This window comes from Nonomuraea sp. CX421, from assembly GCF_059358955.1.
Window position 1 is genome coordinate 66,726 of sequence record NZ_JCADBK010000027.1, and the last position, 20,029, is coordinate 86,754.

Below are 20,029 nucleotides of genomic sequence, written 5' to 3' on the forward strand. Positions count from 1 at the left end.
AAACCGGCGTACGGACTCCGAGAGGGCGCCGCATCCCGCACGGGTGCGGCGCCCTCATCGATGGCGGGGCAAGGACCGCGCGTCGGGTCACGCGGCGGGAAGCGGGATCGAGAGGGTGACCTCCGTGCCGCCGCCCTCGCGCGGCGAGACCGCGAGCTTGCCCGACAGCTCCCCCTCGACCAGCGTGCGTACGATCTGCAGCCCCAGACTGGTGGAGCTGTCGAGGTCGAACCCCTCCGGCAGCCCCTGACCGTCGTCCCAGACGAGCACGTTGAGCCGGTCGGAGGACGGCTCGACCACCACCTGGAGCCGCTTCGGGCAGCCGTGCTGAAGGGCGTTCTGCAGCAGCTCGGTGAGCGCCATCGCCAGCGGCGTGGCGATCAGCGACGGCAGCACCCCGAACCCGCCGACCCGCCGCGGCATGACCGCCGCCTCCGGCGACGACACCTCGCCGGCCATCGCGATCACCCGATCCGCGATGTCGTCGAAGTCGACGAACTCCTCCGGCGCGTGGGACAGCGTCTCGTGCACGATCGCGATCGAGCCGACCCTGCGTACCGCCTCCTCCAGCGCCTCGCGTCCCTCGGGCACCTGAAGCCTCCTGGCCTGCAGCCTGAGCAGCGCCGCCACGGTCTGGAGGTTGTTCTTGACCCGGTGGTGGATCTCGCGGATCGTCGCGTCCTTGGTCATCAGCTCACGCTCGCGGCGGCGCAGCTCGGTCACGTCGCGGATGAGCACCAGCGCGCCGATGCGCCCGCCGCCGACGATCAGCGGGATCGCCCGCAGCTGCACGATCGTGCCGCCGGACTCGACCTCGGTCTCCTTGGCCGCCCGCCCGCTGGCCACGATCATGAGGTCCTCGTTGATCGGCTCGTCGGAGTAGCAGAGCGTCGCGGTCACCTTGCCCAGCTCGGCGCCCACCAGGTCGGCGTGCAACCCGAGCCGCCGGTAGGCCGACAGCGCGTTGGGCGAGGCGTACGTCACCCGGCCGCCCCGGTCGAGCCGGAGCAGCCCGTCGCCCACGCGGGGCGAGCGGACCAGGATCGGCTCGTCGCCGGAGAACGGGAAGCGCCCCTCGGCGACCATCTGCGCCAGGTCGGAGGCGCTCTGCAGGTAGGTGAGCTCCAGGCGCGACGGTGTCCGGGCCGAGGACAGGTTGGTGGAGCGCTGGATCACCGCGAGGAAGCGGCCCTCGCCGCTCGGAAGCGCACGGCGCACCGGGATGGTCTCCTCGCGCACCGGCACGCCGGTCGACCAGTCGGGGTCGCCCTCGCGGCAGATGCGCCGCTCGTTCCAGGCAGTGTCGAGCAGCGGGCGTTCGCCCTGGGCGGAGACGGTGCCGACGATGTCGTCGTGGTAGACGGTGGGACCGGTCGTCGGGCGCATCTGCGCGATCGCGATCCAGCCGCCCTCATGCCGCCGCCCCAGGTCGTCGAGGGACTCCTCCCCCGGTGGCACCAGCGGCGCCCACAGGACGAGGTCGGCGAACGACAGGTCGGCGAGCAGCTGCCAGTCGGAGACCAGGGAGTGGAGCCAGTCGAGGTCAGCCGCGTCGAGCGCGGTGTGACGGACGACGAGGTCGCTGAGAGTCGGCACGAGTGCATCATGCGTGCTTCTCACTGCAGGAACCAAACCGGCGGCTGGTTGAATGCGGGCATGGATCCCCTGGCAGGCCGCACGCAAGTCCGATCCGGCGGGCCGAGCCGCCCGCGCCGCAGGGCGTACGCGTACGTGCGATCAACCGGCCTGTTTCGGGAATCTCACATTGTGAGAACCGTCACACCGCCCGCTTCGCCCGCATCGCCCGGATCCCCGTGCCGGGCCACCGGAGGTGTTCGAACCTTGGCCGATCCCGGCAGGTCACCGGCCGTCGAGCCGGGCCCGGCGCCCGCCTCGGTTTCCGGGGCCCGCACCGCAGTGGATATCCTGCACCATCAGCCTGAGCTGCCCGGACACCCCCATCCTCCCTCGGTCCCGGCAGACCGCTCTTGCTTGCGGTTGACCGCTCGGGCCAATCTGAGTTCCGATGATCTCGCGGTGACCAGACACGCCCTCACCGCCGTGGCAGAAGTGAAGGTGAGAGCGTGACGGACGACGGCCCTCGCGTACCGAAGTACTACGACGTGAAGCGCAGCCTGCTGGAGCTCACCAAGAGCCTGTCCCCCGGCACCGCTCTGCCCCCCGAGCGGGCGCTGGCCGTGAAGTTCGAGACCTCCCGCACCACCGTCCGGCAGGCGCTGACCGAGCTGGTCGTCGAGGGGCGGCTGCTGCGCATCCAGGGCAAGGGCACGTTCGTGGCCCAGCCGAAGGTGGCGCAGGTGCTGCAGCTGACCTCCTACATCGGCGACCTGCGCACCGCCGGTCTCGAACCCGACACCAAGATCCTGGAGATCGGCTACATCACCGCCGACGAGGCGCTGGCCCGGCGACTGGCCATCAACCCCGGCGGCCGGGTGCTGCGCATCCACCGGCTGCGGCTGGCCAACGGCGAGCCCGTCTCCATCGACACCACCCACCTGTCCGCGCGCCGCTTCCCCAGGCTGCGCCGGGAGCTGGAGGTGCACTCCTCGCTGTACGAGACGCTGCACAACGCCTACAACGTACGGCTCACGGACGCCGAGGAGATCATCGAGACCGTGCTCGCCACCCCCTACGACGCCAAGGCCCTGGGCGTCGACGTCGGCCTGCCCATGCTGCTGCTCACCCGCCACGCCTTCGACGCCGACGGCCACCCCGTCGAATGGGCCCAGTCCCTCTACCGCGGCGACCGCTACAAGTTCGTCACCCGGCTGCGCCGGCCGTGACCCCGGGCCGGGACACCGGTGTCTAGGCTGGTCAGGTGAGCGTTCTCATCGTCACCGGCACTGACACCGGGGTCGGCAAGACGGTCGTGACCGCCGCCGTGGCGGCGCTGGCCCGCCAGCGGGGTTCCAGCGTGGCCGTGGTCAAGCCGGCGCAGACCGGGGTGCCGGCCGGCCGGCCCGGTGACGTCGACGAGGTGATCCGGCTGTCCGGGGTGACGACCACCTTCGAGCTGGCCCGCCACCCGGCGGCGCTGTCGCCCGCCGCGGCGGCCAGGGCGACGGGCGCGCCGCCCGTGTCGCTGTCCCGGGCGGCCGAGCTGGTCGCGGAGCTGGCCGAGAGCAACCGGCTGGTGCTGGTCGAGGGCACCGGCGGGCTGCTGGTGCGCTTCGACGAGGACGGGGCGACCGTGGCCGATCTGGCCCGGTCGATCGGCGCGCAGCTGCTGGTCGTCGTCCGGGCCGGGGCGGGCACTCTCAACCACACCGCGCTCACCCTGGAGGCGATGGCCAACCGCGGGCTCGACCTGGCCGGAGTCGTGATCGGGTCGTGGCCCGCCGAGCCGGGCCCGGCCGAGCGGAGCAACGTGGCCGATCTGGAGATGCTGGCCGCGCGTCCGCTGGCGGGCGCGCTGGCCGCGGGCTCAGGGGCGCTGGACGCGGCCGAGTTCGCCGCCGAGGCGCGCAGAGGGCTGGCCGCCACCTTGGGAGGCGCGTTCGACCCCGCCGACTTCAGAAGGACGCTCAGGCTCGCGCGCTGACGTCACCGCTCACCCGGTCAGCAGGCCGCCCTGGGGAGGCCGCAGACCTTGACCGTCATCTTCTCCGCCTGGGCGATCAGTCCGCGGAACTTCCTGATGGGCAGGCTCCTGGTCGGGACGGCCGACTCGCCGACGACGTAGACCGCGGCCCCTCTGCGCACGGCCACGGCGTGCTCGCCGTTCTCGAAGAAGAGGCCGCCCGCCCGCAGCCCCTCGTCGCCCACGGCGACCGGCTTGGTGAAGTAACGGTAGCGGTGGTAGCCCTTGCCCACGTCCGCGCAGCGCGCCAGCTCGGCCCGCAGCCCGCGCATCGCCTGCTTCGCCTGCCGCACGTTCTTGTAGACGACGAGCTGCTCGTACTTCATCCGGTCCTCGGAGCTGTAGGTGACCGTCCGCGCCGCGATCCGGCCGGTGTCCCACGCCTTCTTGCGGAAGCAGGGGTTGAGCTGGATCTGCCGCTTGGTGGAGTCGCTCGTCCGGTACGTCTCCCACGCCTTGGCCGGAGGGTGCGACTCCATGAACAGCAGGCCCTTCGGCAGCCCGCTCCCGCCGCCCAGCATCGCGGCCGCCGTGACCACGGCCAGTCCCATCTGGAACATCAGAACCTCCCCATAGTGGCAACAACAGGTGAGATGTCCGGTGCTGCGGATTCGTTCAGATATATCGGGACTTGTTGGCGCGATGGGGTGATGATGCAGGCATGGCGTCCGGCTGCTCGTTGCCGCCGCTGTGAGGGTGGGGCTAGCCCCACCCGGCAGCCGCACACCAGACCCATGTCGCGGATCACCCGCCGCTCAATACGGTTGAGGACTTGACATCCTCCCAGCTCTGAAAAACCGGGATTCCAACCGTCGCCGGTTGGTCTTCCTGCTTCACTGCCAGTCGCCCGCCCGAGAGGACTCTCGTTGAGGTCTTACACCGGCTCCACAGGCGTTTCACCTCTCCGCAAGCCCTGCGGCGAGGGTGATCCCGATCGTTCATCCGGTGGCTTGGTTCTCGCCACCGTCGAACACACTACCGAACCGCGCGGTGTCGTGCGGCGTTTCGACGGCGATCCGCCTGGCAGCCGATCGCCTGCCCCTGCTCTACTCCGCAGGAATCCGATTTTCCCCCCACCTGAAGGCGCGGGTCTCCTCGGAGGTTCTCGATGAAAGTCCCCCGTCCGTGGTCGGCACGGGCCTGGCAGGACACCGCCCACGTGATGACCGGTCCCCTGGTCGCCGCGGTCCTCGCCGGCCTGACCCTCATGTTGGCCGTGGCTCCGTCCATGCTGCGCCGCGGCGTGCCGTGGTTCACCCGGGTGCAACGCTCCCGGTTCGCGGCCTTCCTGGGCGCCCGCATCCCGCCGCTGCCGGCACCGGCCTCCTGGCGCAGCCCGAGCATGTGGCGGCAGATCGGCTACCACCTGCTCTGCCCCGTGGTGAGCGGTCTGGGCGCGCTCATCGTGGCCGGCGCGTGGGGCGGGTCCGTGGTGGGCCTGACGGGGTTCGCGCAGCCCGCGTTGCAGCCACGGCCACTGGAGTTCACCTTCGACCTCAGAAATCCGGTCGTGGCCGCCGTCTACTTCCTGATCGGGGCGACATTGCTGCTGCTGGCGCCCATCCTGGCCCGGGCCATGGCCTCGTTCGACCTGGCGGTGGCGCGTGCGATGCTCGAACCCAGCCGTGACGAGCTGGGCCGGCGCATCGAGACGCTGACCGAGAGCCGCGCCGGGATGGTCGACGCGGCCGACGCCGAGCGCCGCCGCATCGAGCGCGATCTGCACGACGGCGCCCAGCAGCGGCTGGTCTCGCTGGCGATGAACCTGGGGCTGGCCCGCGCCACGCTGACCGACCTGCCCGAGCCCGCCCGCGTGGCCATCGAGCAGGCGCACGAGGAGGCCAAGCAGGCGCTGAAGGAGCTGCGCGACTTCGTCCGCGGCCTGCACCCGGCGGTCCTCAACGACCAGGGCCTGGACGCGGCGCTCTCCGGCGTCGCGGCGCGCGCCCCCCTTCCGGTACGCCTGCGCGTCGACATCGAGCGCCGCACCTCGCCCACGATCGAGGCGGTGGCGTTCTTCACCGTGTCCGAGGCGCTCACCAACATCGCCAAGCACGCCGCCGCGACCCGGGCCGAGGTGACCGTACGACGCGAGGGCGACCGGTTACGGCTGCTCGTCCACGATGACGGCCGCGGCGGGGCCACGCTCGCGAGCGGCACCGGGCTGCGCGGCCTGTCCCAGCGGATCCGCTCGGTGGACGGCACCCTGCGGCTGACCAGCCCGTTCGGCGGGCCGACGACGATCGAGGTGGACCTGCCGTGCGAGTAGTTCTTGCCGAGGATTCCGTGCTGCTGCGCGAGGGGCTGATCAGGCTGCTCGACGCGGCCGGCATGCGGGTGGTGGCGGCCGTGGCCGACGCCGAGGGGCTGCTGCGCGCCACCGAGGAGCACCAGCCCGAGCTGGTCGTCACCGACGTGCGGATGCCGCCCACCCACACCGACGAGGGGCTGCGGGCCGCGCTGGTGCTGCGCCGCCAGCGCCCCGGCCTGGCCGTGCTGGTCCTGTCGCAGTACGTGGAGGAACGCTACGCGGCCCAGCTGCTCGCCTCGGCGAGCAGCGGCGGCGTCGGCTACCTGCTCAAGGACCGGGTGGCCGACGTGGCCGAGTTCATGGACGCGCTGCGCCGGGTGGCGGCGGGCGGCACCGCGCTCGACCCGGAGGTGGTCGCCCAGCTGCTGCTGCGCGGCCACAGCGACCCGCTGGACCGGCTGACACCTCGGGAGGGCGAGGTGCTCAAGCTGATGGCCGAGGGCCGCTCCAACGCCGGCATCGGCCAGGAGCTCGTCCTCAGCGAGGGAGCCGTCGGCAAGCACATCGGCAACATCTTCACCAAGCTCGACCTGCCCCCGGCCGAGGGCGACCACCGGCGGGTGCTGGCCGTGCTGCGTTTCCTCAAGGTCAGGAGTTCGGCATGAGGAAGGTCTGGCTGGTGCTGGGAGCCGTGACGACGGCGTTCACCCTGATGGCGTTCACCATCGGCATGTGGCACGGGTTCGCCAAGGCCAAGCCACCGCAGGAGTCGACCCGCCGGTCCATCCCCTTCGCCCTGTCCAAGCTCAGGCTCGACGCCGAGCGGGGCAACGTGAGCCTGCAGGTCCTGCCGGGCGAGGCGGGCGAGCTCGTGCTCGAACGCTCGCTGCGCTGGTCGGCCGAGAAGCCCGCGGTCTCCGAGGACTGGGACGGACGCACCCTGAAGCTGAGCGCGGTCTGTCCCGGCTCCGACCGGTTCGATCCGCCGCTCTGCGAGGCCGACTACACCCTGTACATGCCTCCCGAGACGGACCTCGAGGTCACGACCGTCAACGGCCGGCTCGACCTGACCGAGCTCCGGGGCGACATCCGGGCGACCTCGGCCTCCGGCCAGGTGCGCGTCACCGGCGCGCGGGGCGACCTCCGGATCCGCAGCGGCACGGGCGACGTCGACGCCGACGGGCTGACCGGCGACCACGTCGACGTGGAGGTGGGCTCGGCCACGGTGCTGCTGTCGTTCCGCGCGTCGCCGTCCGACGTGCGGGCGGTCGCCAGAGCCGCGGGCGACGTGCACGTCCTCGTGCCGCCTGAGCTCACCTACGACGTGACTACCGACGCCCTGCAGGTCGACGCCGAAGTCCTGACCGACAAGGAGGCGCCGAGGAAGATCACCGCGGCGACACCGGACGGGGACATCTTCCTCTGCTGTCGATGAGCTGCCGATGAGCTGTCGATGGATGGCGGGTGGACCGCCGGTGGGCCTCCGAAGAGCCGGTGGAGCTTGGCGGGCTGTTTACCCGCGTGACGGGTTGGTAGGTTCCCCGCATGGAGTCTGCGAAGCACGCCGGTGACGCCGCCGTCGCCGTGTCCAAGGCCTATGGCGTCGAAACCATGTTCACCCTTTCCGGAGGTCACGTCTTCCCGCTCTACGACGGGGCCGTGCACGAGGAGATGCGCATCCTCGACGTACGCCACGAGCAGAGCGCGGTGTTCGCCGCCGAGGCCACGGCCCGGCTGACCAGGAAACCCGGTCTGGCCGTCCTGACCGCCGGGCCCGGCATCACCAACGGGGTCAGCGGTGTCGCGACGGCCCACTTCAACGGCTCCCCGGTGGTGGTCATGGGCGGCCGCGCGCCGCAGTCCCGCTGGGGCAGCGGCGCCCTGCAGGAGATGGACCACCCGCCGCTGCTCGCCCCGATCACCAAGCTGGCGTTCACCTCCAGCGGCGCCGAGTCGATCAGCCAGGACGTCGAGTCGGCCTTCCGCACGGCCGTGGCGCCCCATCGGGGTCCGGTCTTCCTCGACTTCTACATGGACCACCTGTTCGCCCCGTCGGCCGTACACGAGGTCCAGACGCAGTCGCCGTCGCCCCTGGAGCCCGACACCGACGCGCTGCGCGACATCGCCCGGCTGATCGCCGAGGCCGAGCGGCCGGTGCTCGTCTACGGCTCCGACGTGTGGATGGACCGCGCCGAGGAGGCCGCCCGCGACTTCGCGGAGAGCCTTCGGCTGCCGGTCATCCCCAACGGCCAGGGTCGCGGCATCCTGCCCGCCGGCCACGAGCTGCTCGTCACCCGCGCCCGCGGCGTCGCCTTCGCCCAAGCCGACCTGGTCATCGTGGTGGGCACCCCGCTCGACTTCCGCCTCGGCTACGGCTGGTTCGGCGGCAAGGAGGGCGCCCCGCTGGCCAAGGTGGTGCACCTGGCCGACGCGCCGTCGCAGCTGGCCACGCACATGCAGCCGGTCGCCTCCGCCGCCGGCGACCTGTCCGTGGTGCTCTGGGGCCTCGGCACCGCCTGCGGTGAGGCCGGCGTGAAGCCGGCGCGGTACGCCGACTGGGTGAGCAGGCTGGCCGAGACGGCCGCCGCCGCCATCGCCGGCGACGCCGAGCTGCTGGCCTCCGACAGCGACCCGATCCACCCGATGCGCATCTACGGCGAGCTGGGCAAGGTGCTCGCCGAGGACGCCGTGGTCATCGGCGACGGCGGCGACTTCGTCTCCTACGCGGGCAAGTACGTCGAGCCCAGGCAACCGGGCAACTGGCTCGACCCGGGCCCCTACGGCTGCCTCGGCACCGGCCTCGGCTACTCGATCGCGGCCCGCCTGGCCAGGCCGTCGTCACAGGTGGTGCTGCTGCTGGGCGACGGCGCGGCGGGATTCTCGCTGATGGACGTCGACACGCTGGTGCGCCACCGACTTCCCGTCGTCATGATCTGCGGCAACAACGGCATCTGGGGGCTGGAGAAGCACCCGATGCAGATGCTGTACGGCTACGACGTGGCCGCCGACCTGCAGCCGCAGTGCCGCTACGACCAGGTGGTGACAGCGCTCGGCGGCGGTGGCGAGCTGGTCACCAAGCCGTCGGAGATCGGGCCGGCGCTCCGCCGCGCGTTCGACTCCGGGATCCCCTACCTGGTCAACATCGCCACCGACCCGCAGATCGCCTACCCCCGCACCACGACGGGCGTCTGACGGGGCTACTGCTGCTTCCCGGCCGTCTGGGTGACGGTCGGGGTGGCCGAGGGGCACGCCCCAGCGGGGATGAGCACCAGCTTGACCTTCTGCCTGATGTCCAGCTTCGTCCCCCCATTAGGGAACGACTGCCCGACCTTGAGGCACTCGTGAGGCACCTCGCCCCGCGTCTGGTCGTCAATTGTGATCTTGAAGCCGGCGGCGGTGATGAGCCTCTGCGCCTCGGGGTAGGGCATCTCGACCACGCGCGGCACCTCCCTCTTCTCCACCGGCTTGGGGCTCGGCGACGGGGACGGTGACTTGCCCGTGGACGGCGTCAGCGTGGGCGTGGGCGTTGGAGTACGGGACGGTTCGCGAGTCGGCTCGGGCTCGGGCTCGGGCTCCTGCCGGGCGGTCGGCACTTGCGTCGGCGACTTGGGGGTGGGAGTGCGCCTGGTCCGCGGGGTGGTGGGCGTCTTGATCTTCCCGGTCGCGCCGACGTCGGACGTGGTCATCGTGGGAGCCGGCTCCTCACCCGCGGGCATGCCCGTCAGGGCCACCGCGCCCGCGCCCACGCCGAGCACCACCGCGGCGGCGATCCCGGCGACCAGGCCGCCCCTGCGGGAGCCCTTGGCCGCGCGCCTGCCGCCCTGCCTGGGCCCGGCCACCGTGGCGTGGTCGGAGGGAGCCTGGTGAGCACCGGTCTGGTAGGCCGCCATCGGCGGCGCCATCGTGGCCCCGGTGGACGGCGGCAACGCGGCGGGCACCTCGCCGGCGGCGATCTGGCGAGCCACCTCGCTCATCGTCTTGGCCGTCGGGTAGCGCCGTGCCGGGTCCTTCGACAGCGCGCACTCGACCAGCGCGCGCACCGGCGGCGGCACCTCGGCCGGCAGAGGCGGCGGAGCCTCGCGGATGTGCTTGAGCGCGATCGTGACCGCGCTGTCACCGTCGAACGGCCGCTGGCCCACGAGGCATTCGTACGCGACCACGCCGAGCGCGTAGATGTCGACGGCGGGTGTCACCGGCGCGCCCTCGGCCTGCTCCGGCGCGCAGTAGGCGGCGGTGCCGAGCACCATGCCCGCGTCGGTGAGCTTGTTGGCCAGGTCGGAACGGGCGATGCCGAAGTCGGTCAGCACCAGCGTGCCGTCACGCTGGACTAACAGGTTGCCCGGCTTCACGTCGCGGTGCACGATCCCCCGATCGTGGACCGCCTGCAGCGCCGAGGCCGCCTGCGCGATCAGCTCCATCGCGGGCTGCGGAGGGATCCTGCCCAGGCGGGCCAGGAGCCTGTCGAGCGGCTCACCGTCGACGAACTTCATCACCAGGTAGACGGTGTCGCCGCTCACCCCGTAGTCGTAGACGTCCACCACACCCGGATGGTTGATCGTCGCCATCGCCCGCGCCTCAGCCTGGAAGCGCGCGACGAAACCGGGATCATCCATGCGGCCCGGGAGCAGCACTTTGACGGCGACGGTGCGGGCCAGGACGATGTCCTCGCCTCTCCACACCTCACCCATGCCGCCGGCGCCGATGCGGGTATCCAGGCGATACCGCCCCGCCAGCGTCGTCCCTTGGGCCACCATGACTCCCCCGTTACCCCCCTACCTCTCCAACCCCTGAGAACCTCAAGAATCTCAAGAAAGCGGACTTGTGTCGCGGCAAGGTCACGCAGAGATCACGGAACTCCGAGAGTGTACGACCCCACCCGTCTCACATGCCACTCAAATGCCACAAGCCGTACAAACACTATCCTGCGGCCTTCTGCCGACACTTGTCCCCGTTTCCGGAAGATCAGGGCTCACCCTTCCCACGTCACACCCAGCACCCCACGGACCCTGCCTCCCGTCAGCGCTCACAATGATCACAGTAGGCTGGCCACATGAATCTCGCTCCGGGTCTCCGCTCCCAGCTGCTCATCGTGGTCAAGAGTGAGGACACGGCTCGCGAGGTCGGCAGCGGCGACGTGCCGGTGCTCGCCACTCCGCGGCTGCTGGCGATCGCCGAGATGGCCACGGTCCAAGCCCTGCGCCCGCACCTGGCCCCCGGCGAGACCTCGGTCGGCAACCGGGCGGAGCTCCAGCACCTGGCCCCGAGCCCCATCGGCACGCACGTCGAGTTCACCACCGAGCTCACCGAGAGCGACGGCAAGCGGCTGGTCTTCACCTTCGAAGCCCGTGACCGGCGCCGGGTCGTCGGCCGCGGCACGATCGAGCGCGTGGTCGTCGACCGGGCCGCCTTCATCGAACGCGCTACTCGATGACGGCGATGAGATCGCCTTCCTGGATCACGTCGCCCTCTTTCACCTTGAGCTGAGCGACCACCCCGTCGTCCTCCGTGAGGACCGGGATCTCCATCTTCATCGACTCAAGGATGACCAGCGTGTCACCGTCGGAGACGGTGTCCCCCTCCTGGACGACAACCTTCCAGACATTGGCCACCATCTCGGCTCGCACCTCAGCCACCGCGACTCCCCTCTTCCGTGAACTGATGTTCAGTGAATCAACAATGCCATGTCGCTACGTGCGCATCCGCCCGACCAAGCCGGTGTCATAGTCGCCCGAGCCGAACTCCGGGTGGTCCAGCAGCTCGGCGCAGAAGGGCAGATTGTTCTTCGGCCCCTCGACGACGAACTCCGCGACCGCCCTCCGCGCCCTGTCCAGCGCCTCGGCCCTGGTGGCCGCATGGACGCAGAGCTTGGCCATGAGCGGATCGTAGAACGGCGTGACCATATCGCCCTCGGCGTAGCCGGAGTCAACACGGACCCCCTCACCGGCGGGCTCCCGCCAGGCGGTGATCTTGCCGGGGCCGGGGAAGAAACGCTTGGGATCCTCGGCGTAGACGCGGAACTCGATGGCGTGGCCGCTCGTGGCGGGCCGCACGTCGGGGCTCTCCCCGGCCGCGACCCGAAGCTGTAGCGCGACCAGGTCGAGCCCGGTGACGAGCTCGGTGACCGGGTGCTCCACCTGGAGCCTGGTGTTCATCTCAAGGAACACGAAGTCCTGCCGGTCGGTGTCGACCAGGCACTCCACGGTGCCCGCGCCCAGGTAGCCGACCGTCTCACCGGCCCGCACCGCCGCCGCCAGCATGCTCGCGCGCAGCTCCGGCGTGATGCCGGGCGACGGCGACTCCTCGACCACCTTCTGGTGGCGGCGCTGCACGGAGCAGTCGCGCTCGCCGAGCGCCACGACCCGGCCGTCCGGAAGGCCGAGGATCTGCACCTCGACGTGACGGGCCCGCTCGATGAAGCGCTCCAGCAGGATCGCCGGGCCCGCCGGCCCGTCGCCGGTCGCCGCCCCCGCGAACCTGGCCGCCGCCCTCGACGCCTGCTCGTACGCCTTGACCAGGCCGGCCTCGTCATGGGCGACGCTCATCCCGATGCCGCCACCGCCACCCGCGGTCTTGACCATGACCGGGAACCCGATCTCGTAGGCGGCCTTGACCGCCAGCTCGAGATCGGTGACGGGCTCGCGGGTGCCGGCGGCCACCGGCACCCCCGCGTCCTCCATCAGGTTGCGCGCGTTGATCTTGTCGCCCATCCGGGCGATGGCCTCGGGCGCCGGGCCGATCCACACCAGCCCGGCATCGATCACCGTCCGGGCGAACGCGGCGTTCTCGGCGAGGAACCCGTAGCCCGGGTGGATCGACTTCGCCCCGGTGGCGCGGGCGGCCTCGAGCACCTTGCCGGCGTCGAGGTAGCTCTGCGCCGGGTCGGCCGGACCGAGGAGCACCGCCTCGTCGGCTTCGCGGACGAAGGGCAGGCCGGTGTCGGCCTCGGAATGGACGGCGATGGCGCGCAGCCCCATCTGCTTGACCGTACGGATGATCCGCCGTGCGATCTCACCTCGGTTGGCGATCAGGACGGGTCCGAGCGTCTCAATAGGCACGCCGCCAACACTACGGCCGCGAGGGGTCTCCCCCCTTTCCTCCTAAACCACCGATCCGGAGAGCACGATCTGTAGGAATCCCACAATTGTGAGCCGCGAGAAACGCGGTAGCGGCCTCCGCTTCTAGCGGATTCGCCCTACGTCAGGGGCGATGAGCCGCGGCGTACCGGTCGGCCACACGGGCCAGCGCCTCGATCGCCGCGGGGTCGTAGGCCGTGCCCGCCGTGAGCCGCAGCCGCTCGAGCGCGGCGCCCGCCCGGTCACGGTCGGTCGAGCCGCCGACGAGGTCGTCGTAGGCGTTGGCGACCTTGATGATACGGCTCGACAGCGGCGGGTCGGCGGCGACCGGATCGCACTGCCGCCGGACCAGATCGGCCACCCGGTCCAGGACCCCCGTCTGCTTGATCACCGCGGCGCCCAGCTCGGCGATGCGCCGGGCCTGGTCGGGATCCGTGAGCACGGTGGCCCCCCCAGGGATGGGGTCGCGCAGCGACAACTGGCCGATGTCGTGCATCAGCGCCGCGTACTCGAGCTCCAGGAGCTCCGGCTCGGCCATGCCCAGCTCCCTGCCGACCGCCACCGCCAGGCGGCTCACCCTGCGTGAGTGGCCCGGCTCGACGTAGCCGCCGACCTCGGTGACGCGCGACAGCGCGCGTACGGTCTGCAGGTAGGTCGCGCGGATGCCGGCGTACTTGCGGAAGGCCACCTGCGTGACCAGCAGCGGGGCGGCGAAGACCAGGAGTGCCACCAGGTCCATGCTGTGCGTGGCGAGCGCGAGCAGCACCCCCGACGCGCCCACGGCGGCGCCGAGCGGGAACGCCATGTTGATCTCGTCGCGGAACGCCACCCTGAAGGCGGTGCGCACCTGCTCGGCCCTCAGCATGGCCGCGATCAGCACGTCGACGAAGAGCGAGAGCGCGATCAGGACGATCATCACGGCGAGCGCCGGCCACCAGTTCTCGTCCGGCGGCTGGGTGTGCAGGTAGAGCGGGTCGGCCAGCGGCCGGAAGGCGAACGCGAGCAGCGCCCCGGTCAGCAGCCTCCGGGCCATCGCGTCGAGACGCGGCGGGCGGCCGACGGCCAGATGGGGCAGCGCGCCCGCGATCATCCCGACCGCGATCACGGCCACCACCTGGAGCGCCGGGTGTTGCAGCCGCTCCTGGCTGAGGTCGAGCAGCAGCGTGTAGCCGAGGGCGGCCGCGGCCCCGATGGGCGCGACCTCCCTGTTGCCCGGCATGGTGAGCCTGGCCAGCTCGCCGACCGCGATCAGCGCGCCGAACCCGATCGCGATCTCGGGATGGTCCAGCCCGACGGCAGCCGTGTGCGCGACGCCCGCCACGCCCACCAGCCCGGCGGCGCAGATCAGCAGCAGCTGCCCCGAGTCGAGCCCCTGGAAGGCGCGGGTCACGGCCCGCTCACCACTTCGATCGGCATGGTCGGGTCGTCGTGGTCCTTGGTGGGCTTGTCGTCGGCCTCGGGAGGCGGCAGGTCGACCCGGCGGGGCGGCTGCCACGGCCGGCGTTCGAGCGCCCGGACGAAGGCCGTCACCATGACCGGGTCGAAGTGGGTGCCCGCGCACTTGTGCAGCTCCTCGACGGCCACCTCGACGGGCCGCGCGCCCCGGTAGGAGCGGTCGGAGGTCATCGAGTCGAACGCGTCGGCCACCGCGATCACCTTGGCGAACTCGGGGATCTCGTCACCGGCCAGGCCCATCGGGTAGCCCGTGCCGTCGTGGCGCTCGTGGTGGTGCATGATCCCGGCGTAGGCCTCGTCGAGGAAGTCGATGCCGCGCACGATCTCCAGGCCGCGCATCGGGTGCAGCTGGATCGCGGCGAACTCCTCCTCGGTGAGCGGCCCGTCCTTCTGCAGCACCTTGGTCGGCACGCCGAGCTTGCCCACGTCGTGCAGCATGCCCGCGTAGCCGATGGCGCGCAGCCGCTCCAGGCCCATGCCGATCTCCTGCGCGATCATGGTCGAGGCCGCCGACACCCGGGTGCAGTGGCCCCTGGTGTAGTAGTCCTTCGTCTCCACCGCCTGGCACAGCGCGGCGATCGTGGCATCGTACGAGCGCTGCTGGGCGTGGTATTGACCGAACGCCCAGCGCGCCACGAACAGCGGCAGCAGCACCAACACGGCGGAGATCGACTGGACGGTCGCCCAGAGCCCCGCCACCAGCAGCCCGAACGTGCCGTAGCCCAGGTAGGAGAGCAGGAACTGCACCATGCCACGCATCGGCACCTCGACCCGCCCCTCGCTGGTCGCGAGGCGGATCATGGTGAGCGTGAGCACGATGTTGAGCGGCACGAACACGGTGGTCGCCGCGACGTAGGGGCCGATCAGATCCTCGAAGGCGTTGACCTTGGGCACCCCCGACTCGCCGCCCAGCCCCGCGTAGACCAGCCCGGCCGCGTAACCGCAGATCGCGAACTGCGCCCCGTTGAAGAGCCGCTTGATCAGCGGCAGGCCCGGCCGCACGCTCAGCGTCGCCGTGAACCCCACCACCGCCGCGCCCTCGGGACCGATCAGCACCACGGCGGCCAGCGCGGCCGAGAAGCTGACCGACACCGCGAACTGCTCCACGTTGAGCAGCGTCGGCATCGACTCGCAGACCAGGAACAGCAGAGCGAGCACCAGCAGGGTGCCCAGCTCGGCCGTGGTCACCGGACGTGCCGAACCGAACAGGCTGTGCCAGAGGAGGGCCGTGGCCGTGCCGATGACGACGACCAGATAGACCCTCGCAGGCCACGGCAGATCACGCATTGCGGCCCCCTACGGCTGGCTCAGGTCCACGACACCCCTGGTGGGAAGACCGTCTCGCCGCCCCCGGCCAGCACCAGCACGACGGGGACGACCAGCACCATGAACGTGAACAGCCGCGCGATCATGATCTTTGACATCCGCTTGCCTCCGGGTCGAGTCCTGGAGGTCACGCTACAGAAGACGGCCTTGTCACACCGGCGGAGTCACGAATCGCAAGCAAAGCGTAATCAACCCACTACCTGCGGCGACTCCTGGCCCACTCGACGGTGTTCTTCAGCCCGGTGGACAGATCGGTGCGCGGCTCCCAGCCGAGCCCCTCGTAGGCGGGCACCGGATCGACGGCCATGGCGGGCAGGTCGCCCGGCCGGGGCTGGGCGAAACCCGGCTTGTCGAGGGCGCCGGCCGCGTCGGCGATCAGCGAGTGGAGCCTGCGGTCGGGCGTCTGGATGCCGGTGCCGAGGTTGAACCTGCGGCCGTCGCCCACCGTGCCGCACGCCTTGACGAAGCCGTCGACCACGTCGTCGACGTAGACGTAGTCGCGCGTCTGGGTGCCGTCGCCGTAGAGGACCGTGGGGGTGCCGCCGAGCAGGCCGTCAGTGAAGATGGCCACGACCCCGGCCTCGCCGTCGGGCGACTGGCGGGGGCCGTACACGTTGGAGAGCACGAGCGTGGTGTATTCGATACCGTGCAGCGCGCGGAACGTCGCGAGGTAGGTCTCGCCGCTCAGCTTGGAGGCGGCGTAGGGCGAACGGGGGTCGGTGGGCGCGTCGCCCGGCACCGGGATCGTGGCCGGTCGGCCGTAGACCGCGACCGACGAGGCGAAGACCACCTTGCGCGTGCCGCCCTCATGGGCCGCGGTGAGCACCGACGCGGTGCCCTCGACGTTGACGCGGGCATCGTGCACCGGATCCGCGACGCTCTTGCGGACGCTGATCTGCGCGGCGAGATGGCAGATGACCTCGGGCCGCACCTCGGCGGTGAGCCGGATCATCGCCGGGTCGAGGACGTCGAGCACCTCGAGCCGGAACCGGTCATGGGTCAGCGCCGTGGTGAGGTTGCCCTGGGCGCCGGACGAGAGGTCGTCGACTGCCACCACCTCATGGCCTTCGGCCAGCAGGCGGTCGACGAGATTGGACCCGATGAACCCGGCACCACCGGTGACAAGGACGCGCATGGGGAGATCCTAGTCGGAGAGCTCGGCCCTCACCTGCGCGATGCGGGCCAGCACCTTGGAACGCAGATCGCCCGGCACGGGGTCGCACCCACAGTGCTTGGCCACCAACTGCTTGACCACTTTGTCGAGGTCGTGTTCCTTCAGGCAGGGGTCGCACTCGTCGAGATGCACACGGATGTCGCTCACGTCGCCCTCGGCGAGCTCGCCGTCGATGTAGGCGTAGACCTTGTCCAGCACTTCGCGACAGTCGGTGTCGTGCGGCTTGCCACAACTCATTTGGATCCCTCCGTCGGGACCAGGCCACGCTCGCGAGCATAGTCCTCAAGGTGTGCCCGCAACTGCCTTCGTCCACGGTGCAGCCTTGACATCACGGTGCCGATCGGAGTGCCCATGATGTCGGCGATCTCTTTGTACGGGAACCCCTCGACGTCGGCCAGGTAGACCGCGATCCGGAAGTCCTCGGGAAGCGCCGCCAGCGCCTCCTTGATGTCACCGTCGGGGAGATGTTCCAGCGCCTCGACCTCGGCCGACTTCAGGCCGCTCGACGTGTGCGACTCGGCCCGCGCCAGCTGCCAGTCCTCGATCTCCTCGGTGCCCGACTGTTTGGGCTCGCGCTGCTTCTTGCGGTAGCTGTTGATGAAGGTGTTGGTCAGGATCCGGTAGAGCCAGGCCTTGAGGTTGGTGCCTTCCTGGAACTGGTGGAACGACGCGAACGCCTTGGCGAAGGTCTCCTGCAGCAGGTCCTCCGCGTCCGCTGGATTCCGGGTCATCCGGAGCGCGGCCGAGTAGAGCTGCTCGAGGAAAGGCATGGCTTCGCGCTCGAACCGCTCACTCCGCTGTTCCAGAGTCTCCGCGCCTGTCGCGGGCACCGGGCCCACCCCCCTAAGATCACCGGTGGCCGACTGTGGCGGTACACCGTATTCAGGGGAGAATACCCGCTTGTCAGTGACCGGCCGGTCATTGGGGAGGGGATCGAGCAATGTGAGCATGCTCGTCGCAACACACCCGCGCCATTGTCTGTTCCCGCAAGATAGAAGGTGACGAACGACCCGGTGCGGGGAAAACCATACGTACCGGCTGGTAGCCATTTCCCGGAACCCAGGAGTCGCGTGTGCTGCCCATTCCGGCCGAGGAACTGAACGGCTCAGGGACGCTCGGACCGTACTGGAACTTCTACCGCGCGGTCGCCGCCGAGCAGTTGAGCCGCTGGCTACCCGGCGAGCCCTCCGTGGTGCTCGACCTGTCCGGTGGACGCGGGCGGTGGTCCGGCCAGGCCGCCCGGGCCGGGCACCGGGTGATCGAGTTGCTCGACTTCCGGCGCACGGCCGACGCCCAGGCGCGGTTGCGCGAGGCCGGCCGGGTGCGCCACGTACGCGCCGACGACCTGTCGTTCCTGCCCGACGAGAGCGTCGACGCGGTGGTCGCCGAGGAACGCGCGATGTCGATCGAGCTGATGTCCGAGTCGGTGATGAGCGACGTGGCGCGCGTGCTGCGACCGGGCGGCCGTACCCTCGTCTGCGTCGACTCGCTGGTGCTGGGCATGGCGATCCTGGCCGAGCAGGGCCAGTGGCAGCACCTCCGGCAGACGGGCGAGGTCATGCTGGTGCCCTGGCCCGACGGCGGCATCACCCGCTGCTTCAGCAGCGGCCAGCTGCGCGAGCTGCTGATGGGCGCGGGGCTCGAGGTCGAGTGGGTACGCCCGCGCACGGTGCTGTCACCCTCGACGGTCGATCACGTGCTCAGCTCCGACAGCAGAGCTCTCACCTGGCTGGTGCGCACCGAGCTCGAGGCGCACCCCGACGACGACGACACGGTCGGCATCCATCTCGTCGCGAGCGCGCGCAAGTCCTAACGCCGGCGTTCGCGCCTGCCCTGGCACTGCACGCACCGCGCGGCCTCGGGACGTGCTTCGAGCCTGCCTTCCGGCACCGGCTTGCCACAGTCCACGCAGCTGCCGTAGGAGCCCTCGTCGAGCCGTTTGAGGGCGTCGACCACCGCGCGCCGCTGCGCGGTGGCGACGGTCAGCATGGCCTGGGCGCGGTCGGCGTCGGTCAGGTCTGAACCCGCGTCGGCCGCGGAATACTCGCGGACCGCGGCGGGGTCGCCCTGCAGCACCCCGATCGACCGGTCCAGGTCGGCGAGCATCTTCTCCAGCCGTTCACGAGCGGACGTGTCATCCACGACTCCGCACCTCCGGGTAAAGGAATGCGAACCGCGACGGAACTCCCCGGTGGCACCGCCCGGCGCAAGAGAGGGCAATGTTTATGCGCGGTGACTCCGAGTGCACGGATGCACCGCTTTCCTCACCGGATGCCCACTTGGCACAGCTTTTAACCTTCAGAAAAGGCCGCTTTCCTCCTCGGAAGCAATGGGTTTGATGAGCTCCGGCCCGTTGTTGCGGACGTTGTTGACGTCCGTGGAGACCGGGACGGCGGTCAGCCGCCCGGGATCGGCAGGCACCAGCAGCTCCGAGGCCTCCTCGGTGTCGGTCAGCTTGGGGTCGAGCCACTCGGCCCAGCGCTCGCGCTCGATCATCATCGGCATCCGGTCGTGGATGCGCCCCAGGTCGTCCTCGGCGTCGGTGGTGATGACGGTGCAGGTCACCAGCCACTTCAGCGGGTCGTCGTCGGCACGCGACGGGTCCTTCCAGAACTCGTACAGGCCCGCCATCGCGAGCACCCCGCCGCCGGCGGGATGGATGAAGTACGGCTGCTTCTTCTTCCCCTGCTTGCCCGAGTTCTTCCCCTGCTTGCCCGAACCCTCCGTGGCCACCGGCATCCACTCGAAGTAGCCGTCGGCGGGCAGGAGGCACCTGCGCTTGGCGAAAGCCTGCCGGTAGGCCGGCTTCTCGGCCACCGTCTCGATCCTGGCGTTGATCATGCGTGACCCGATCGACGGATCCTTCGCCCAGGCCGGGACCAGGCCCCACTTCACGATCCGCAACTGCCGCACCGCCCGCTCGGCCTCCTTGGGCACGCGGCTGAGGACGGCGTAGACGTTCTTGGTCGGCGCGACGTTGTAGTCGGGACCCAGCTCCTTGTCGGGGTCGCCGTCGAGCTCGACCTGGAACTCCTCCAGCAGATCGTGCTTCTTGCGCGCCGAGGCGTATCTACCGCACATGACCCCACACTGCCACGTACGGCTTTCGCCCGCGTGCCCGCCACAACCGGCCGATGCCGTTTTCCGCG

The 20,029-nt window shown here is 70.6% G+C and carries 20 protein-coding genes; 8 read left to right on the forward strand and 12 right to left on the reverse strand.

Features of this window, described 5'->3' with window-relative positions; translation table 11 throughout:
- Window positions 1-87 precede the first annotated feature (87 nt).
- On the reverse strand, window positions 88-1,596 hold the full coding sequence (locus tag AC5L3X_RS33260) for a PAS domain-containing sensor histidine kinase (RefSeq protein WP_189123181.1): 1,509 nt from the start codon (window positions 1,594-1,596) through the stop codon (window positions 88-90).
- Between the two features lie 488 nt (window positions 1,597-2,084).
- Here AC5L3X_RS33260 and AC5L3X_RS33265 point away from each other — a divergent pair, with 488 nt between their 5' ends.
- Window positions 2,085-2,804 (forward strand): GntR family transcriptional regulator, encoded by a 720-nt coding sequence (locus AC5L3X_RS33265; protein ID WP_189123180.1) that lies wholly within the window; start codon window positions 2,085-2,087, stop codon window positions 2,802-2,804.
- 35 nt (window positions 2,805-2,839) lie between these two features.
- Window positions 2,840-3,562 (forward strand): dethiobiotin synthase, encoded by a 723-nt coding sequence (gene bioD, locus AC5L3X_RS33270; protein WP_189123179.1) that lies wholly within the window; start codon window positions 2,840-2,842, stop codon window positions 3,560-3,562.
- A gap of 17 nt (window positions 3,563-3,579) precedes the next feature.
- Here bioD and AC5L3X_RS33275 read toward each other — a convergent pair whose 3' ends face one another.
- On the reverse strand, window positions 3,580-4,161 hold the full coding sequence (locus AC5L3X_RS33275; RefSeq protein WP_494862315.1) for a hypothetical protein: 582 nt from the start codon (window positions 4,159-4,161) through the stop codon (window positions 3,580-3,582).
- A gap of 548 nt (window positions 4,162-4,709) precedes the next feature.
- Here AC5L3X_RS33275 and AC5L3X_RS33280 point away from each other — a divergent pair.
- From AC5L3X_RS33280 to AC5L3X_RS33295, 4 genes are all read left to right on the forward strand, one after another.
- Window positions 4,710-5,870 (forward strand): sensor histidine kinase, encoded by a 1,161-nt coding sequence (locus AC5L3X_RS33280; protein ID WP_494862317.1) that lies wholly within the window; start codon window positions 4,710-4,712, stop codon window positions 5,868-5,870.
- Window positions 5,861-6,517, forward strand: a complete 657-nt coding sequence (locus tag AC5L3X_RS33285) for a response regulator (RefSeq protein WP_494862319.1) — start codon at window positions 5,861-5,863, stop codon at window positions 6,515-6,517. The genes AC5L3X_RS33280 and AC5L3X_RS33285 overlap by 10 nt, the downstream gene beginning before the upstream one ends.
- Window positions 6,514-7,287: a DUF4097 family beta strand repeat-containing protein gene (locus AC5L3X_RS33290; RefSeq protein WP_494862320.1), complete on the forward strand. Its 774-nt coding sequence runs from the start codon at window positions 6,514-6,516 to the stop codon at window positions 7,285-7,287. Before AC5L3X_RS33285 ends, AC5L3X_RS33290 begins: the two co-directional genes overlap by 4 nt.
- A 110-nt stretch (window positions 7,288-7,397) precedes the next feature.
- A complete protein-coding gene (locus tag AC5L3X_RS33295; RefSeq protein ID WP_494862321.1) occupies window positions 7,398-9,044 on the forward strand; it encodes an acetolactate synthase in 1,647 nt (548 codons plus the stop codon).
- A gap of 5 nt (window positions 9,045-9,049) precedes the next feature.
- On the opposite strand, the gene AC5L3X_RS33300 is transcribed toward AC5L3X_RS33295, so the two are convergent.
- Window positions 9,050-10,606: a serine/threonine protein kinase gene (locus AC5L3X_RS33300; RefSeq protein WP_494862322.1), complete on the reverse strand. Its 1,557-nt coding sequence runs from the start codon at window positions 10,604-10,606 to the stop codon at window positions 9,050-9,052.
- Window positions 10,607-10,902: 296 nt separating this feature from the next.
- On the opposite strand from AC5L3X_RS33300, the gene AC5L3X_RS33305 reads away from it, so the two are divergent.
- Window positions 10,903-11,283 carry a thioesterase family protein gene (locus AC5L3X_RS33305; protein WP_189123171.1) on the forward strand — a complete coding sequence of 127 codons (381 nt, stop codon included), beginning with the start codon at window positions 10,903-10,905 and terminating at the stop codon, window positions 11,281-11,283.
- On the opposite strand, the gene AC5L3X_RS33310 is transcribed toward AC5L3X_RS33305, so the two are convergent.
- The 7 genes from AC5L3X_RS33310 to AC5L3X_RS33340 all read right to left on the reverse strand — a co-directional run bounded on the left by AC5L3X_RS33310 (window position 11,273) and on the right by AC5L3X_RS33340 (window position 17,650).
- Window positions 11,273-11,485: a biotin/lipoyl-binding carrier protein gene (locus AC5L3X_RS33310; protein ID WP_189123170.1), complete on the reverse strand. Its 213-nt coding sequence runs from the start codon at window positions 11,483-11,485 to the stop codon at window positions 11,273-11,275. The genes AC5L3X_RS33305 and AC5L3X_RS33310 overlap by 11 nt on opposite strands.
- A 54-nt stretch (window positions 11,486-11,539) precedes the next feature.
- Window positions 11,540-12,907: an acetyl-CoA carboxylase biotin carboxylase subunit gene (locus tag AC5L3X_RS33315; protein ID WP_494862324.1), complete on the reverse strand. Its 1,368-nt coding sequence runs from the start codon at window positions 12,905-12,907 to the stop codon at window positions 11,540-11,542.
- A gap of 142 nt (window positions 12,908-13,049) precedes the next feature.
- Complete coding sequence (locus AC5L3X_RS33320) at window positions 13,050-14,315, reverse strand: HD-GYP domain-containing protein (RefSeq protein WP_494862325.1); 1,266 nt, start codon at window positions 14,313-14,315, stop codon at window positions 13,050-13,052.
- Window positions 14,312-15,667: an HD-GYP domain-containing protein gene (locus AC5L3X_RS33325; RefSeq protein ID WP_189123167.1), complete on the reverse strand. Its 1,356-nt coding sequence runs from the start codon at window positions 15,665-15,667 to the stop codon at window positions 14,312-14,314. Before AC5L3X_RS33325 ends, AC5L3X_RS33320 begins: the two co-directional genes overlap by 4 nt.
- A 235-nt stretch (window positions 15,668-15,902) precedes the next feature.
- A complete protein-coding gene (locus tag AC5L3X_RS33330; RefSeq protein ID WP_494862328.1) occupies window positions 15,903-16,841 on the reverse strand; it encodes an NAD-dependent epimerase/dehydratase family protein in 939 nt (312 codons plus the stop codon).
- Between the two features lie 9 nt (window positions 16,842-16,850).
- Window positions 16,851-17,117 (reverse strand): mycothiol system anti-sigma-R factor, encoded by a 267-nt coding sequence (gene rsrA, locus AC5L3X_RS33335; RefSeq protein WP_189123165.1) that lies wholly within the window; start codon window positions 17,115-17,117, stop codon window positions 16,851-16,853.
- Entirely contained in the window at window positions 17,114-17,650 is a 537-nt protein-coding gene (locus tag AC5L3X_RS33340) for a sigma-70 family RNA polymerase sigma factor (RefSeq protein WP_229697565.1), read from the reverse strand. Before AC5L3X_RS33340 ends, rsrA begins: the two co-directional genes overlap by 4 nt.
- A 302-nt stretch (window positions 17,651-17,952) precedes the next feature.
- Here AC5L3X_RS33340 and AC5L3X_RS33345 point away from each other — a divergent pair, with 302 nt between their 5' ends.
- Window positions 17,953-18,693, forward strand: coding sequence for a class I SAM-dependent methyltransferase (locus AC5L3X_RS33345; RefSeq protein ID WP_189123163.1), 741 nt, complete (start codon window positions 17,953-17,955; stop codon window positions 18,691-18,693).
- Here the strand turns inward: AC5L3X_RS33345 and AC5L3X_RS33350 are convergent.
- Together AC5L3X_RS33350 and AC5L3X_RS33355 are read right to left on the reverse strand one after the other, a co-directional pair.
- Window positions 18,690-19,022: a TraR/DksA family transcriptional regulator gene (locus tag AC5L3X_RS33350; protein WP_494862331.1), complete on the reverse strand. Its 333-nt coding sequence runs from the start codon at window positions 19,020-19,022 to the stop codon at window positions 18,690-18,692. The two genes, AC5L3X_RS33345 and AC5L3X_RS33350, sit on opposite strands and share 4 nt — an antisense overlap.
- A gap of 156 nt (window positions 19,023-19,178) precedes the next feature.
- Complete coding sequence (locus AC5L3X_RS33355; RefSeq protein WP_494862332.1) at window positions 19,179-19,961, reverse strand: SOS response-associated peptidase; 783 nt, start codon at window positions 19,959-19,961, stop codon at window positions 19,179-19,181.
- Window positions 19,962-20,029: the final 68 nt, after the last annotated feature.

Bases quoted from the DNA above. Each gene is read 5' to 3' on its own strand.
- AC5L3X_RS33355 (WP_494862332.1), bottom strand. From the start codon at position 19,961: ATGTGCGGTAGATACGCCTCGGCGCGCAAGAAGCACGATCTGCTGGAG.
- AC5L3X_RS33305 (WP_189123171.1), top strand. From the start codon at position 10,903: ATGAATCTCGCTCCGGGTCTCCGCTCCCAGCTGCTCATCGTGGTCAAG.
- AC5L3X_RS33295 (WP_494862321.1), top strand. From the start codon at position 7,398: ATGGAGTCTGCGAAGCACGCCGGTGACGCCGCCGTCGCCGTGTCCAAG.
- rsrA (WP_189123165.1), bottom strand. From the start codon at position 17,117: ATGAGTTGTGGCAAGCCGCACGACACCGACTGTCGCGAAGTGCTGGAC.
- AC5L3X_RS33290 (WP_494862320.1), top strand. From the start codon at position 6,514: ATGAGGAAGGTCTGGCTGGTGCTGGGAGCCGTGACGACGGCGTTCACC.
- AC5L3X_RS33275 (WP_494862315.1), bottom strand. From the start codon at position 4,161: ATGTTCCAGATGGGACTGGCCGTGGTCACGGCGGCCGCGATGCTGGGC.
- AC5L3X_RS33300 (WP_494862322.1), bottom strand. From the start codon at position 10,606: ATGGTGGCCCAAGGGACGACGCTGGCGGGGCGGTATCGCCTGGATACC.
- AC5L3X_RS33280 (WP_494862317.1), top strand. From the start codon at position 4,710: ATGAAAGTCCCCCGTCCGTGGTCGGCACGGGCCTGGCAGGACACCGCC.
- AC5L3X_RS33325 (WP_189123167.1), bottom strand. From the start codon at position 15,667: ATGCGTGATCTGCCGTGGCCTGCGAGGGTCTATCTGGTCGTCGTCATC.
- AC5L3X_RS33340 (WP_229697565.1), bottom strand. From the start codon at position 17,650: ATGCCTTTCCTCGAGCAGCTCTACTCGGCCGCGCTCCGGATGACCCGG.
- AC5L3X_RS33330 (WP_494862328.1), bottom strand. From the start codon at position 16,841: ATGCGCGTCCTTGTCACCGGTGGTGCCGGGTTCATCGGGTCCAATCTC.